This is a genomic window from Paenibacillus sp. strain BS8-2 (genome assembly GCF_054483835.1).
In genome coordinates, this window is record NZ_CM137010.1 from 1,219,860 (window position 1) to 1,237,427 (window position 17,568).

General features: G+C 46.8%; 7 protein-coding genes. All 7 read right to left on the minus strand.

The annotated features are described in order from the left end of the window. Positions 1–59: 59 nt before the first annotated feature. The 7 genes from ACX1C1_RS05350 to ACX1C1_RS05380 all read right to left on the minus strand — a co-directional run bounded on the left by ACX1C1_RS05350 (position 60) and on the right by ACX1C1_RS05380 (position 17,488). Positions 60–4,490: an Ig-like domain-containing protein gene (locus ACX1C1_RS05350; protein WP_458956100.1), complete on the minus strand. Its 4,431-nt coding sequence runs from the start codon at positions 4,488–4,490 to the stop codon at positions 60–62. 173 nt (positions 4,491–4,663) lie between these two features. Further along, on the minus strand, positions 4,664–5,872 hold the full coding sequence (gene metK, locus ACX1C1_RS05355) for a methionine adenosyltransferase (protein WP_458956101.1): 1,209 nt from the start codon (positions 5,870–5,872) through the stop codon (positions 4,664–4,666). 384 nt (positions 5,873–6,256) lie between these two features. Further along, positions 6,257–6,535, minus strand: a complete 279-nt coding sequence (locus ACX1C1_RS05360; RefSeq protein ID WP_458956102.1) for a small, acid-soluble spore protein, alpha/beta type — start codon at positions 6,533–6,535, stop codon at positions 6,257–6,259. 163 nt (positions 6,536–6,698) lie between these two features. Next, a complete protein-coding gene (locus ACX1C1_RS05365) occupies positions 6,699–7,235 on the minus strand; it encodes a hypothetical protein (protein ID WP_458956103.1) in 537 nt (178 codons plus the stop codon). Between the two features lie 69 nt (positions 7,236–7,304). Next, a complete protein-coding gene (locus ACX1C1_RS05370; protein ID WP_458956104.1) occupies positions 7,305–9,806 on the minus strand; it encodes a hypothetical protein in 2,502 nt (833 codons plus the stop codon). 177 nt (positions 9,807–9,983) lie between these two features. After that, positions 9,984–12,773, minus strand: a complete 2,790-nt coding sequence (locus ACX1C1_RS05375; RefSeq protein WP_458956105.1) for an S-layer homology domain-containing protein — start codon at positions 12,771–12,773, stop codon at positions 9,984–9,986. 548 nt (positions 12,774–13,321) lie between these two features. Next, the gene (locus ACX1C1_RS05380; RefSeq protein WP_458956106.1) at positions 13,322–17,488 is read right to left on the minus strand and encodes an S-layer homology domain-containing protein; all 4,167 of its coding nucleotides are present in this window, start codon (positions 17,486–17,488) and stop codon (positions 13,322–13,324) included. Between the last annotated feature and the right edge of the window lie 80 nt (positions 17,489–17,568).

Below are 17,568 nucleotides of genomic sequence, written 5' to 3' on the forward strand. Positions count from 1 at the left end.
TAGCTATCCGAATCGCGCTAGCTGCAATGCTTATTTTCGTTTTTATAATCGACGTTAGGCTACGGTGTCAAGAACTCTGCTTTTACCAGAAGACGCTGAATCATGACGGTTCCTTCCGCCCGGGATGCATTTGTCGTCGGACTGATTGTCGTCGCCGTCTTGCCGTTGATGATGCCCAGATAGATGGCTTGCGCCATACTTGTCTTGGCATACGAACCCACCTTACTGCGGTCCGTGAAATCCTGCAAGTACGAATCAACCGATTTCGGAAGCGTCAAATCTACTCCTGCCGCCTTTGCAGCGCGCATCATCATCGTTGCCATGTCCTGGCGGGTAATGAAATCATTTGGTTTGAAGGTTGTAGCACTGACGCCGTTTACGATACCAGCCGAAGAAGCTGCGCCAATATAGGCGCCCATTACCGTATCTTTGTTAACATCAGAGAACTTCGCAGCTGCCGTACGGTCTCCCGTGAGACCCAGACCCTTGGCAATATAGGTAGCGAATTCGCCCCGTGTAATGGCTTTGTCCGCCTCAAATTTACTTACTGTGCGCCCTTCGACAATAAACTTGCGCGCCATCATTTGTACGGTTCCAGCCGCCCAATGTGTGCCAAGATCACCAAAGCTTGATGTATTCCTCACGAGCGCATAGGAGCTGTTACCCTTACGCTTGAATGTCGCATACGTCGCGCCATTCGCGGTTTTGAACGTCGTCGGCACATAAGACAACGTTCCTGTTACGGCATCCAGCCATACGACTGAGGATTGGCTTGCATTCAAGCTCGAAGTCGTCTTGAATGTACGAGACACATAACCGCTGAAGTTGTTTAATGGAACCTTGGTCGATCCATTCACAATAAATGTTTCAAAGCTCGCTGGTCCCTCGATGACTGTTGCATTTGCAGAATTTAGCGCTGTCGACAAAGCTGATGTTTTGTTATTTGCCCCTTTGTCGATGGCAATCAGCAAGAAGCTGTTCACGCCGTTGCCGCCCGCCATCGTGGACAATTCGTTAAAGTTCAATAATTTAAGCGGCAGCTCGAAGGTGGTACCGTTGTAATCAACAGCGAATGTCACATCTCCGCCTTGCTTGCTCGCCATCTCGAGCGCAATCAGGTTCACTGCTACGAGTCCTGCGCGTTCGGAATCCGGCACTTTGAACGCAACACGCGGATTCGTCAAACCAGCATTGCGGGCTGTCGTTACCGCTGCGATTAATTTGTCATTCTGTACGGTATACCGGTTCGCGCTCACTCCCGCAGGTGAAGTGTCTGTAGAGGTCGTCGCACCTGTATATTTGATGCCTACGCCGCCGCCCTCTGAAGCCTCATAATCGCCTGTCAGCGAATCGAGCAACGTCGTTTGGTTAGCAACAGTCGTATTGGTGAAACCTGTGACAGACTGTCCCGTGAGCGTAGTCAAGCCCGATCCGCTGTCAAAATACGACACCGTAGCCGATTCGCCAACATTAGCGGGAGTAGATAGCGTCAGTATGACTGACTGCCCTGCAATGGTCACTTGCGAGATCGATCTGATCGAATCCTTAATCCGCACGAGGAACATGCTTGTAGTAGGAATCGATGCCGGATTGAGCGCCGTACCGAACGTTAGGGTTAACGTCTTCCCTTTCAGAATCGCACCCTGCAGGGCTGCCGATTGCCCACCGCCCCCTGTGCCTGTACCGCTATTGGCCGCGATATTCGTATAGGATGCCGCTGCATTACCGGAGTAATCTGTAAGTGTTGTGTTTGTGCCGTAATACGATACTCGAATGTTTTGATTCGTCGATACACTCGTAGACAAGGTCAAGTATACAGTGTCTCCTGCCAGCATCACATTATTAATCTGCCTGACGCTTCCGTCTGCCGTAATACTATATTGGAAACTTGCTGGCGCATTGTTAGGGTTGAGCTGCTCATTGTACTTGACCGCCACCAATGTGCCGCTTGCTGTAATATTCAATACAACTGGCGCGACAACATCCCCAGCGCCGCCGCCCGTACCCGTTCCCGTTCCGTTTACGTTATAGCTGCTGAACGATCCCACTGTATTGCCGGATACGCCGATCAGCGGATAACCGATAGGATTGTAAGATACCCTCACCGTCTGACCGCTCGTGATTGATGCGTTGACAGTAAGCTGTACAATATTGCCGCTATGCCAGATGGCTGTTGGGCTGTAATTCGCGCCGTTTACATTGACCGTGAATTGCGTATAGGCGTATGTGTTGACAGACATAAGCGCTTCGCTAAAATTCAGGTATACCATGCTGCCGTATGCACTGCCGCTAGTCACTTCAGGTGCTTTGCTCGACGAACCGTTGGCAATTTCCAGATTTGTAATCGTAGCCGCTTCATTGCCGGAGATATCTTGTACGAGCCCCGTACCCGGCTTTGTATAGGAGAGAACGACCTTCTGATTGCTGCCAACCGAGCTTGCGAGCGTTAATACGACCATGTTGCCCTCAACCTTGACGGAGGACACGTTGCGCGGCGCTCCCGCCACCGTTACGTAATAACTTGCCGGTGAAGGTCTTAGATCGTTGTTAAGCGGTTCGTTATAGATAAGACGGATTAGTGCACCGCTAACCTCGGACTTGGTAATTGTAGGAGCCGTCCGATCGCCTCCCATCGTCAAGAAGGTCCACTGATACGTATTGAGAATGCCTGCGAATGAGTTGCCTACCAAATCCAGTATGGCATTATCGGAAATATTCACGTAATAATTCGTATTAGAGGCCAGCGAATTAACCGGAGGCGTAATCACAATCCTCTTGTTATTGGACGGATCGACGTAGAAAGATGCCGTGATCGTCTCTGACGCGCCGCTTGATGGATGGAACGTAATCGTTCCTGGTCCGGCCATGACCGGCTTATCGAACGTTGCGTAGAACGTCGCGCCGGTTGCGACTGCTGTTGTACCATTGGCAGGCGTTAAAGCGCTGAGCATAGGTTGCACTCCATCTTGTGTCACGGTGAAAGACCAGGAGTTGCTGCTCGATAGACCGCCATAGAAATTGCCTGCGCCATCGCGAATCGCACGGTCGCCGATTGTCACATAATACCGCGTATTGTTGACGAACGACTTCGCGGGATCTGACGATGAAATATATTTGTTCGGATCAATGACGAGCTGATTCGTCCCACCGCCGGTTACACGAGTTGAAGTAATCGGAATCGAACGGAACAGACCACCGCCATTATATTGCCTGATCTCGATATTACCGCTATTCGGGAATACCGCTTCGTTGAACGTCATGGTGAAAAGTGTATTCGTGCCGCTCGGCGTACCGCCGTTCACCGGCGTCGTTGCAGTCAGGGAAGGGGGCGTCGTATCATTCCCATATCCCGTCTTGAAGTTCCAGATCGTCGCAGCGGAGATGCCATAGAACCAATCTGCCGTGTTTGGGCTTGGGCGCGTGAAGGCGCCTGGCTCGATTAGAACGTAATACTCCGTGCTTGCCGTAAGATTGGAAGCCGGATCGATAACCGCTGTTGTGTTGCCATTCGTAAGCGATACTCTGCCCGAATTCGCTTCAATTCGCGGCTCAGCTAACGCATTGTCGCTGACACGGCGGATTTCGATGTATTTGCCGGATGCTGCTTGTACCGCTTGATCAAATCTCACCGTCAGGTTGCTATCGATCGGAACCAGCGTCGCATTATCCGCTGGAGCGAATGAATCCGCTGCAAGGTTAACTGGAGCTGCAGCGGTTGTGAATGTCCAAGACATGCCGGCAAAGGTATTGCCCGAGCTATCTTCAAAGTTCTCGTTCGCTACCGTAACCGTGTACGTTGTAGTTGGCATTAAGGCGCCTCCGGGCACGATAGAGATCGTCTGAGTGCCGCTGCCCGTTACTCCGCCGGACGTTACAGGAATCAGTCTTGTATCGTCTGCGGATCTCAGTTCAATCGAGCCTCCCGCCGCGAAGACCGGCTCATTGAATCGTATGGAGAGCCCCGATGTAATCGCATGTCCGCTTCCCTCTGGGGAGCGTGTCTCATACGTCGGCCTCACATTGTCGACAACTGCGACAGTACGGAAATTCCAACGCGTCGCGTTCTGAATTCCCCCGTAGGCCGCGCTATTCGACACATTCAGAAATGCCCCCGCATCTACCAATACGTAATAATCAGTGTTTAGCGCAAAGTTAGCGGACGGATTAATCGTGACCGTATTGGAGCTGATGCTCACTTGACCATACGTCGTTGCGCTTATTTGTTCCACCAAGGCGTTGTTCGCTGATCTATAAATCGATATGTAGGCAGAAGAAGCCCCTGCTCTTACGGCTTCGTCGAATGTAAGCACTAAATTGGCGCCGAGAGGCACTTCTGTCAGATTGTCCGCCGGGGACATGCTCACCGCTGCCGGACCGCTTGGAGCGGCTGTTACGGTTGCCACAGGGCCTATCCATCCCGCTGCCGGCAAGCTAAGCTGCAACAATAAAGCAAATGCAAGTAGAAGAGACAGCTTGCGTGATACTTTCATGATTATTATTCACTCCTTAGGCTAAACGCTCGTACCCTATTTGTCGGCTTTTGCGCTTGAAAAATTTAGGTTAACGACAAAAAACGCCGTTCTTCCCGCTATGGAACATAACGGGAAAAACGGCGTTAAGGTTGCGATATGATACGCTAAGCAGACAAAACTGCCAGAGGTTATTATACAGTAGCGCCAGCCTGTGCCTTCAGCACTTCAGCTTTATCTACGCGTTCCCAAGGAAGATCCACGTCAGTACGGCCAAAATGACCGTATGCAGCCGTTTGAGCATAGATAGGACGACGCAGGTCAAGCATCTTAATAATGCCTGCTGGGCGAAGATCGAAGTTTGTATTGATCAGATCAACCAATACCTCTTCGGATACTTTGCCTGTTCCGTATGTGTCCACGTTGATGGATACCGGTCTTGCTACACCGATTGCGTAAGCCAATTGGATTTCGCATTTCTCAGCTAGACCAGCAGCAACGATGTTCTTAGCTACGTAACGAGCTGCGTAAGCTGCAGAACGGTCAACCTTTGTTGGATCCTTGCCGGAGAAAGCGCCGCCGCCATGACGCGCGTAACCGCCGTAAGTGTCGACGATAATTTTACGACCAGTTAAGCCAGCGTCACCTTGCGGTCCGCCGATTACGAAACGGCCAGTCGGGTTAATAAAGTATTTGGTTTCCCCATCCAACCACTCTGTAGGAACAACCGGCTTAATAACATGCTCCATAATATCCTGCTGAATTTGCTCCAGCGTGATTTCTTCGGCATGTTGCGTGGAAACGACGATTGTATCAACGCGCACAGGCTTGCCGTCCACGTATTCGATCGTAACTTGCGTCTTGCCATCAGGACGAAGGTACCCAAGTGTATCATTCTTGCGCACTTCAGCCAAGCGACGAGCGATACGGTGCGACAGAGCGATTGGCAAAGGCATCAGTTCCGGCGTTTCGTTCGTTGCGAAACCGAACATCAAACCTTGGTCGCCTGCACCAATATCTTCGTTCTCTTGCTTCATGTCTTTGCCTTCGCGCGTTTCTAGAGCCGCGTTAACACCTTGTGCGATATCCGCAGATTGCTCGTTAAGCGAAGTAAGTACCGCGCAAGTCGTCGAGTCGAAGCCGTATTTCGCGCGTGTATAACCGATTTCTTTGATCGTCTTACGAGCGATCGCAGAGATATCGATGTAGTCTGCGCGGCTTGAAATTTCACCAATAACAAGCACGAGCCCTGTTGCAACAGAAACTTCGCAAGCTACGCGAGCATTAGGGTCAGCTTCGAGAAAAGCGTCAAGAACCGCGTCAGAGATCTGATCGCAAATCTTATCCGGGTGGCCTTCTGTTACTGATTCCGATGTGAATAAGTGGCGTCCTTTTACCGACATCCGTATCAACCTCCTACAAACCTTAGTATTCAATAAGAGTTCCTGTATTACACAAGGTGAAACGGTTACGCCGTCCTCTGGCGGCGGGGCGCGTTTCATGCCGAGAAATATAGAGAATGCCAGATCATAAATATATACATTCCTATATTTCATGGAAAAACAGCTGACACCATCTTTGCGGTCGCAGCGCGTTCCATCCGAGAATTCTAAGTTCTTAATAAGTTTGAAATGTATAATGCTTAGAATTCAAAAAATCAACCTTTCCCCGAAGGAAAAGGCTGACAGACAACTCTTCTTCTAAAAAAACATGATACCGAAAATGTCGCTTAGTGTCAATGGACGCCGGTCTTGGCAATATAAGTGAAACCTGAGTATGGTGAGGATTTACAGCGAGAATCCATTGCCCAAAACTTGCTCGGCTTGTTGGATCAAACGACGTGTCATCTCGCCGCCAACCGAACCTGCTTGCCTTGTCGCGAGTGTCGACCATTGCACGCTTCCGTTGCTTGCGCTGGTTGCGCCTAACTCACCGGCAAACTCCGTATCCTCACCACCGCCGGCATACCCGCTGCTGCACAGTCCGAACTCGGCTGCAATCTCATATTTCATCTGATTCAACACGGATTTGCATTGCGGTACGATTACTTTGCTTGAACGGCTCATAATGGAGCACCTCCATAGAAGATTAAGTATTACGACTATAGTGTGCGACGAGCTGCTGCCGCTCAAGCGTATAACCTATTGTCAATGCGTGCAGAATATGTCATGCGTGGCAAGTAAAGAGCAAAGCCGCCTTGCTTGGCGCAAGACGGCTTGTTCGTATAACTTATTGAATGGTATAAGGACCTTTAACAATTAGAGTAAGCGGAGCTTTCTCGTCTGCGTGACCCTTGATACCGCGTCCATCTCTCGGGAACCAGATCAAGTGATTGGTCGGCACATCCTTGCCGCTCTTGATGTCCGTACCGCCGGTTAGATCAGAGATTCCGTTCTCGTCGGAGCTATAAGCAACGGCTTTGCCTACACGCACAACCACCTCTGTGCCTGCTGGAGCCATGAGCGTTTTCCCTACTGGCAATTCAACAACTTCAAGCTTAGTGGACTGCCCGTCTTCAGAGCCGGTCTGACCACCATTCGAGCCGTTGCCATTGTTGCCGCTGGATCCATTACCAACGGAGCCGCCGCCGGCCAACTTAGCAATTTGCTCGTCCACGTAGCTCTTAGTCACGACGGGATCTTCTATCGTGCCAGGCGACGCCGCATTGGAGTTCGCTGCCAGCGGATTGCCCGCCACCATACCCACCCATACGCCAGCTGCCACTACAACCGCCGCCCCGGCGAGCTTCCATACCTTCTGCTTCACTTATGAAGTCTCCTCTCCATCTAGTAGTCTTTTAATAGGATACTAGATTTGGGGTTGGATGGGTAGGGGTTACTGTGTCATAAACCATTTCAGCGGTTTAGTAGCGACGAGTATTCTAGCATCTTGGAATACATCATACACATTGAGAACATAGTCCTCGTATTTTTGAATTTTCACTTGGAAGTCCGGATCTTCAAATACAATAGATGATGACCCGTTCAATGCTTCCTTCAAAATCGTTTCATTGCTTTCACCAGTACCTAAAGATAAGACTTTGGTATAGGCTACTTTACCGGACCCTTGGTCTACGAATTCAAGCATGATCTTGTTGTCCGTTGCAACGGCAGTATACCGCTTATCTTTCTCGAGATCATAATTAAAGGTAAGCTTAATCCCATTCACTTCATTAGGACCTAACACGGAGAACGTTGCATATACATTACGCATGGACAAATCATAACCAGCGAATGGTATGTTCGTCAGATTCGTTTGCGGCTCTACAACTTGATCAATATCAAGCGCGTAATTGATTGGCTTGATAATTAGCGTCTCTGCTGCTTGGCCTGCTTCTCCGGCAGCCACATTCATGGATCGTCCTACGATAAAGTCGAAGTCGGTTTCATCAAAGCTCTCGGAGAGCTCCGACCAAGCAGACAACAATACTTTGCCGTTACTTAGAATACGTTTTTCGTAGTTCGAGAAGTTTAGGAATGATGTTTCTCCGTTTACATCCTTCACATATCCGCCTAAGGAGGATAAGACGGCAGATCTAGCTTCCTTGTTTGTTAGTTCGAATTCGGAGTAGAAGTAACGCCCATTCTCACCAGTAAATATATTAGCCTTATTCAACTTTGCAGAAGTTCGTTTTCCGGGTTCTAATACTTCATACGTTTTGTCCGGTGTTAGCGTTTGAACCGAGCTCAGTTTATCAGTGGTGAACTTGGTGATTGTTTTCTCGGTCGAAGTTGATTCGCTACCCTTTTCGGTTAATACAAACGATATAGTTTTCATATTTACTGTATTAGGCACTTTCGCATAGACCACGAATTGGCTTGAATCCTGCGAATCCAGGATAAGTTTATTCTCCAGAGCCACTTTCTTGGTTTCAACATTAAGCTTTACGCCATTCAACAAGAAATATCCACTTAATTCAGGAATACTTGAGGATTCTTTGCCTTTATTCGTCACAGTTAAGTCGGCGACTAGCAGATCATTCGATTCCGATGTTGAGCTCTGAATCGAATTCAACTTAATACTATAATTGTTATAGGTATAAGCGGTGCCCATAGTAGCATTCTGTGAGGACACATTAAGATTATGGACAGCCACCACATACTCCGATTTAGTAGCCGCATCCGCTGATTTAATTACTAACTTAGCCGTTTCGGTGTCAACCGTTGCAGGGATCATACCTGTAACCGAAATTACTTCACGCAAGTTTGGCAGCAAGGTTACATCATTCAGAGATTTACTCGTAGTTAATGGATATAACGTATTGTCGGATGTCATTAGATAGAATGTTAGAGACGGGCCTGACACGGCTTCCGTTCCTACGTTCCGTAATGCGTATTCAAGCGATAATTCCTTTTTCTCCGAAACCCCGCTAATAAAGGTAGCATCGATAAACGTGTTCACACGCTGCCCGTTCATTGCCAGTACGCTCGCTGTTCCCGCAGCTACTGTTTTACCTTGGTTGAACGCTCCCAAGTTTATAGCTGATAATGGAATATACAACTTGGAGGAATCGTCATAAGAAGCAGCCACTAACACCAAACTTTTGCCTTTTACTTGTTTCGGCAGCATAGAGCGAATCGTTACCGTTTTCTTCTCGCCTGCACGTAACTTAATTTCTTTGAGTCCCTCAGTATTCACTGAGTAAGACTTGTTATCGGATGATTGAAGGAATAAATTCAATCCGGATAGATCCGCAACACTCATCCCTTTATTCTCAATCGTATAATTCATAGTCAAATACTCGTAGTTCTGATCTTCCGTCAACACATGATCGGATGCTTTGCCTGCCAGCTTTGAAGTAGAATAGGTGAAATTGTCAATTGCACCGACATTCGTAACATTGGTTGATCCCTGCGGGTATTGGATCGAACCTAACTTTCTTTCGTAGTTACTAGCACTAAAATCCCAAGCGATGGCCTCAAATACAAAGTCCGATAGTTTGGAAGCATTATCTACTACAGCATAATATGTAAGCGTTTGTGTGGAGGAACCCGCTACAGATTTTTTAGTTTTATCCCCATCAATCAGCTTCACACTAAAGGATTGACCTGATTTATTCTTCAATTTCATCCAGTAATCGTTCAGCGAGAGCGGTGTCTTCCCTTTATTGTTAATCTCTATAGCAAAGGCAAGTACACGCCCTTGATCTTGCATTAATAACTGCGCATCCGTAATCGTCAATGTGTTTTGAGCATTTAATTTGATAACCTGATTCGAAACACCCACAGCAGCCGCAGCATAAACGTTTTGCGAGTTTGAAGGAAAGATGGGATTTTGAAGCAAAAGCGTACTTGAAGCGAGCATAACTACACCCACTTTGGCCCATGTCTTGTTCATGTTAAAGCCCTCCTGTTCTTGTTACTATTATAGACGTAATATATCAAAATTTTGTTTCTGCCTAATCTATACGCGATTATAATATATTTCTGTGAACAGGGGATGAACTTCATAACCATATAATAAAAAGAAGCCTGGCATATGCCAGGCTTCTTTCCTTTAGAAGAAAAGTAATTCTTAAACTTCTTCTTCAACAAACTCAATTGTGAATGTAGCAACCAGACCGTTAACGGATACGAATGTGATAGTCGCTTCACCGTTATCGACTTTAGTTACTGTGCCATTGCCGTTAACCATAGCTACATCTTCGTCGGAGGAAGAATACGTACCCCAAGCCATAGGAGCGCCGTATTGATCTTCAGCAACCAGGTTACCAGCTGCATTGTAAGAGTTACCAGTTTGAGTAACTACAGCTTCTTCGAAGGAAACAGTTGTTACAACTGGACGAACATCGGATACAGTTACTACTGCTTCTGCAAGCTTAGTAGCACCTTTCCAAGCTGTAATTGTTGCAGTACCTTTTTTACCACCCATTACTACATCGCCCTCAACCAACGCTACGTCAATGTCAGAAGATGTGATAGAAGTGATAATTGTATCTTGAGCAATTGCAACTTCAGTACCGTTAGCAAGTTTACCAATTAGCGTAACTGTTACTGGGTGCTCATCGAAGTCATAGAATTGATTATTATTAACTTCATTCCACATGTCGTTGAGCAGATCGCCATAACCGTAGATTGTGCCGAGATCAGAAATTGCGTACGATTTAATATCGGATACAGCTACAACTGTGTAAGTTTTCTCTACAGAAGTACCAGCTTCAGCTGTTCCGTCGAATTCGCCTTCAACTGCTTTGTCGATACCAACTGTGTATTTCTCTGTACCAACTACTAGACCAGTTACTTTTTCTCCATCGAAGGAAGTATTGCCGTTTTCAGCAGTTTCAGTAATAACCAGTTCAAATCCTGCTGGAAGTGCAGTCAGAACGCGACCGTAGTTGTCCACAACAGTCAGTTGGCCCAGACCAAGATCAGCTTGACCAGCTACACCAAGAGTAGTCTTAGCAGAAGCTTTGAAGCCAGTTACTTTAACAGAAGTTACAGCTGCTTTAACATCAGCGCTGAATTGGGAAGCAATAGCGCCATTAACCCATACGAATACTGTAGTTGAACCGCTACCTGTGAATGTCAGACTCAGTTCACCTTTGGAGTTAAAGGAATCTACTACTGTTACAGCAGGGTTAGAAGATGTGATGTTGAAGTTATCGCCAAGAGCAATTGCTTTTGCAGGAACGTCTTTAGCAGCAATTGCAGCACCATAAGTGTCGGCTGCAGCGTAAGGAACTTTAACTGCTTCGCCAGCTACTACAAGAACGCCAGGGTGTTGAACTGTGAATGTTTTCAGACCAGCAGCTGCTTCAACTTTAACAGTTACGGATGCAGTTGCACCAGTAGCAGGATTAACAACTGTCAGTACTACAGTACCGGAAGTTGAACCAGTGTTGAATGTCAGCACGCCGTCAGCGTCAACAGCTACAGTTTGCAGGTCAACGATGTCGCCATTGCTGGAAACAAAGTTCAGACCGTCAATCAGTCTGCTTGTTTTGTAAGTTTCGTTAGTTACAGTAGCTTGAGCTGTGAATTTAACGTTGTTGCCGTATTGGTCAACAAGCGTGTAAGGAAGCACATAGCCAGTTTTGCTAACTTCGATGCGAACTTCATCTTTCAGTGGAGTTACAGCACCCAATTGGATCGAAGTAACGCCGCTTGCAGCTACAATTTTATAAGTCTTAGTCAGGGAAAGACCAGTTGCTGGGTGGAATACTGTTACAACAGTGTTAGAATCAACGTCAACGCCGCTCAGGTCGATTTTGAAATCGCTAGTTGGGTTAACAGGAGTTCCTACTGGGGAGCCCAGTTTTGTGTTGAATACAGTTACGTTAGAGTTGGAGATTGCACCAGCAACTTCCTCATCGAATTGGTTCAGAGCTTTGATGCCCAGTGCTTGGTTTGCACCTTTTTGAAGTGCAGCTGCGCCGATTTCAAGCTTGGAAACTTTTTCTGCTGCAACTGTTACTTTAACAGCTTCGAAACCTTTAACTGTTACGTCATACTCGCCAGCTGGCAAGAATGTCGAAGTCAGAACAACGGATTTGCCGTCTTCAGCCCAAGTAGCTGTGAACGTGTAAGGAACAACTCCGTTTTTCACTTCAACTGTAGTTGCTTTTTGCTCTTCAGCAGTAGCAGCGCGGTTGAAGTTTACAGTGATTTTCTTAGCGCCTGTTTGTGCAACAGTGCCAAGACCCAGCTCAGCTGGAACAGAGATGATTTCGTAAGCAGTGTAAGCAGAAACTACAAGCAGTTCACGAATTGCGGATACTGTGTAGTCTTCTTGAGCTGCAAGAAGGCCAGCTTCAACAGCTGCTGCAACATAAGCTACTGCCCAGTCGCTAACTTCGCCGTCAACAGTTGCTTCTTCGTCAACTTCAAGATCAAGTGCTTCTACAACCATCTTAGCAAGTTGCTCGATCGTTACTTCAGCGCTTGGTGCGAAGTTAACGCCGTCCATGCCGTCAACGATGCCAAGTCCTGCAACGTAGTTGATGTAGTCAGTTGCCCAACCAGCACCTACAAGGTCTTTGAAGCCGTAATCTTCAACTTCAGTACCTTCAGTGTAGCCAGTCAACAAAGCGATGATTTTCGCTGCTTGCGCGCGAGTCATAGCATCGTCAAGGTGAGCTTCACCGTCATCCATACCATCAAAAATACCTGCTTCTACAAGTGCTTCATACTTTTGTTCTGCTGTAAGCTCGTCAGCCGCGAATGCTACCGATGCGAACATCGAGAATACCATTGCGATGGCTACAAGCAAGGATAAACTTTTCTTCATAACCTTTTTTTCTCCTCCTCTAAATTGCTTCGGTTGTTGAGAGTTTTGTACAGATAATGAATTGCTCGTTTCCCTCATAGCCGATTCACCCCCTTCCCAGAGTTGAGCGTAAATTTTGTATAAATGATGTCTACAGACATGGTTAACCCTATGTAAGCCAATGTCGTAGAAACTTGTAAACTGTAGAAACTTGTAAACCATGAAAGAATAGATGCTAGACTAGCTGCATCACTATAACATTATACAATGGGCTATTGCCAGCGTAAAGAGGAACTTGAGAAAACATGGCAATTGATTCTCGTATAATGTCATTTTGGACATCATTTGCGCGCCCTTTGACAACGTCATGTATTTAAACGTTAGTTTCAGGGAAAAGTTGCGATTCCTGCAAAAAAGTTTTTTGAGGATCGTCTCATCTTTTCTCGCACACTCTCGGGTACGTTGTTAGTATAGCTTGTTTATATGCATAGAGTCGATGCAAAACATTTTCCATGGATAAGTTTGCTCCTTTACTCCTATGAATCTCGTACAAGCTTCTATACCCGATCTGCGCTGCTATGAATCCTGATTATGTAAATGGAAAGGACCGGCTTGGCAGCCGGTCCTTACGCTCAATTGAAGTTACATTAATTGTAGATCTTCGGAAGCTTCTTCATGTCGTTCATGACTCGGGACATGATGATCGAGGCGTCACTGCGAAGCAGGCGCGCTTTCGGTAGGAATACGGAACCTTCTTTCGGTTCGTTTGGATTTACCAGCTGCCCTTTAATGAAGCCTTTCTTCTCGATTGCCAGCACCGAAGGCACCGTGTAGTAATCGAATATGCCCGAATCCTTGAAGATTTTTTCAAGCGACTTCACAGCCTTAACCGAATCGGTCTCCAGCTTGAGGTCGAGGGCCCGCGCTAGCATAACTGATGCGTCCTGGCGAGACAACTCGACATCCTCATCGAAGAAGCCAGGTCTTGTCCCGCGCACAATGCCTGCGCGAGCAGCGGTTTCGATATAGCGATAGTCATAAATGGCATTCGCATTATTCGCATTTGTAATCGTTTCAGGGTAATACGTGAAATGCATGTTTCCACCGTAATTCAGCGGCAAATCCAGCGCACGGATGATCATACGAGTGAACTCGCCACGTGTAACATAACGGTCTGTGCCGAATACGCCAACCGGATCTACAGCGTTCATTACACCCTTCGCATAGATGGCTTCCATCGCTTCACGTGCATACGGGTGATCCGTAATATCATTGAAGCCTTTGGTCATCTTAGCCGCAACATAGTAACCGAATTTCGAGAACGATACCGTAATGGTCCGTTTCTTCTCATCGACAACCCCGCCAACGTTCTCCCACGTGCTGTTGTATGGATCGAAGCGGAATACCGTTATTGTTGTGCCTGCTGTCTGAACGATGTTCTGATCGTATGCAATCGTCAATTCACCTGGTTGCGTTGGAACCAACTCACGATTAAACAGATTCCAGCGGCTTGCGAACGAACCCGTGTATTTGCCTGCGATGTTCGGGAACGGGAACGGATCTAGACCAGTCTTGATCGGATCATAGATTGGCGATGATGGATCAGGATTGTCTGCGAGACCTGCATCGATCCAGAACAATGGACTTGCCTTAATATACTGGCGAGCAATATCTTGGAATCGATAGCCGATGTGCAGATTTCCTTCGGCCTGGCTATTCGCCGAATAGTTCGGCGGTTGACCTTCATACATATGCCTGTTGACAATGCCATCGTTAGGATTGGCAATGGCGAACAAGATTTCGTTTCCATTATATACTTGCGTCGCTTGGCTATTCTGTGCATTGTAATTCGGTCTTACCAGCTGCGTGCCTTTACTAAAGGTTAGCTCCAACGCATTGCTGAACAGCTTGTGCGAGCTGCCCATTGTCTCAAGCATTTGAGCTCCAGGAATGGTAGCCGGTACGTACTTAACGGCAAGCTCTTGCTTGATCGTATCTTCACCTCTAGTTATCGTGAACGGGATTTTGGTTTCCCTGTTCTCACGAAGCCCCTTGTAGACGGCCCTAAATGCTTCTTTGTACGTTTCGATACCGCCCACATATTCGATATAGCTTACTTTCTCAGCTACTTCTTTGCCGATTACCATCGAATCTGCGCCAGGCGAGCTAATGATAACCTCGACGAAATTCTGGTTGGTGATACGTTCTTCTTTCATAGGAGACTTAATTGTATACGGAATGGAAATCGGGTTGATTTCCAAACGATAAGTTGCCCTTGGACCAGCAACACCCGCATTAAACACTGTAATAACGAATACCTGCGAGCTGCCGTCAATTGGCATGGACTGATCTTTCATGATGAAATAGAAGCTTTGCTTGTCGACATCGTAATAGAACTTTATTGCTGCATCAATTGATTTGACTGCGCCGGCCGACTCATCATCTATGTCAAAATTCAATGGGTTAGTCTCATACCCAGGCACTGCTGTACCGCCCTTGGTAGGGTACAAATGCATACCGAGATTCCACTCGACAGTTTCTTTCCAATCCGGGGAACTGATCGTAACGATGTAATCCTCGGGGTTCCCGATATTCCCCAGTACGCTCGCCATATTTGTTTCATTGCCTAGATCGACGAAGTCGAAAGTACCGAACACATTAAAGTCAGCTTCCTTCGTTGCAAACACAGTGCCTTGCTTCACAAAGCTTGGATCATTCGGCAATGGATTATCATATCCGCTTGAGTAAGGATATACACCTTCTGTTCCAGGAGCCGGAATAATCGGCAAGTTTGTAGGCACGATACTGAATTTAATCGTGTTTTCATACAGATTTCCGCCTGAACGGAACACGATTTTCAATGTGTTCTCGCCTGATTTGTTCAGGACATTGAAAATATTCTCACGTACTGCATTTCGAACGGATTCCGTTCCATGATCGATATTTTTTGGCCTGAACTTTGTGATAGTCCCATTTCTCTCTAGCGGAATCTCAACATTATTGATGTACATAAAGACGCTTTGTTTATATGTTGCACCAGTTACTGTTTCATACACGATTTCGTTTTGGTTCGTTACGTTAAACAATTGACCAGCAAGTCTTCCGAGGTCTGTGTTAATCAAATACGTTTTGTCGTTGCGCACCGTATCGAAATCCACTTTCATACCATCTGAGATTGCTTCAAATTTCGCATGCGGGCCATACATCAGCTTGGCCAACACGTTCACAACCTCTTGCGATGCAATACCAGAATTCTTATTCAGTTGGAACGAAACTTGATTCGATCCGGATTTCGGCAGCTGATCAATTTGCACAAATACTCTTAAGAACGGCGTGTCGACATTATTAATCGTGCGATACACCACTTCGCTAGTTGGCGTAGGGCCGCCGATCTGGCTGAAGCTTCCGCTTGTCGCCCCGTTCACTTTGAATAAGCTGCTGAGATCTGCCCCTAATGTACTATAGTTCCCGATCAAAACTTCAACTGCCATCGGCATGGAGTACACATTAACACCTTCAGCCGGGATATCTACGCCTTGCAGACCAATTAATCGCGACGGATTACCAGCAATCGAAGAATCGAATCCAGACAAGTAGTTAATGTCTTGGATATATGCAAGTGTACTGTTACGCACTGTGAAATTGTACCAGTTCGAATAACCAAATGCCGTTTTGTTAGGAGCCTCAAATCGAACGCGATAAGAAGTGTCATATGCGAAGGCTGGCAAAGCAAAGGTAAAGTTAACAGTTAGAAACTGACCGCTGCTATCAACCGCGTAATTATTGACTGTAGCAGGGCTTACATTAATATTGTTGCCGGAGCCATCCTTGATGGAGGTCTGCATGGTGAGCAATGCTGCAAGCTTGTTGGTGAAATCAGCATCATTTAGTTCAATTACGTTTTGTTGTTGAGCCGGGACGGAATGGTTCAACGAACGAAGTGGTAATGGAATAATAGCTGAGCCCTTAACATTGACTGCGCCTGCAGCATTGCTGTTGGTCAAGAAGTTCATATTATTCTCGATCTTGGACGATTGAGGAGTAGTCTGTGAATCCTCCATCTTCAAGTTATAAAACGTAATATCACCGTTATAGTATGCCACTTCACGTGTGGATTCAATAATCTGACCACCGTTGTATACTTTGAACACGATTGTGTTCATGCCCTTGTCAATCGACAGTTGCGATGTACTGAATCTGCTGTCACCGTTTGAAGATACGTTAAAGTCGAAGCTGCGGCCATTGATTACAATGGTCACTTTGGTTGCGTTAGGGGCGTTACCCGTGATGACAATGTTGCCCGTTGTTTGCTGATTGGTTGTTGCCGAATACAGCATCGTAGGAGTTGCTTCCTGCATTTCGTAGAGATTGTTCTCGAAGGATACCTTTAGGTCATACAGCATTGGGCTGTTACGATACTCGATATAAATGGATTCGGATACCTCAGATGTTCCCGCAATCCCTTTGAACGTTATTTTGTTAAGACCTGCGAACAGAGTAACGCCGCTCACCGTAATTCGGTTATCGTTCGTCGTATTAATACCTGTGCTGATCTCTTGTGTGTAGTTCAAAACTCTTCCGTCAAGCGTTACTTGATCGACATGATACGAAATCGAAGAGCCGTTAACACCATTGATTGTACCGGAAAGCGACACGGTAGGCGTCGTTACGATTCTCGGGCTCGAAATCGTATCTTGTTCTGTCGGGAACAAAAAGTACGAACCTGCCGCCGAGGCAGACTGCGTGGTTGCAAAGCTCGGCAGCAGAGTGACGAACAAGGCGAAGGTCAGGATAATGGCTAAAGCTCTTTTCAAAACATGTTCCTCCTTTTATATAGTCCATCTTTATTCATGTTTCATAGTCCTGCTTGTCCATCTTGTCATCTTGTCATTTC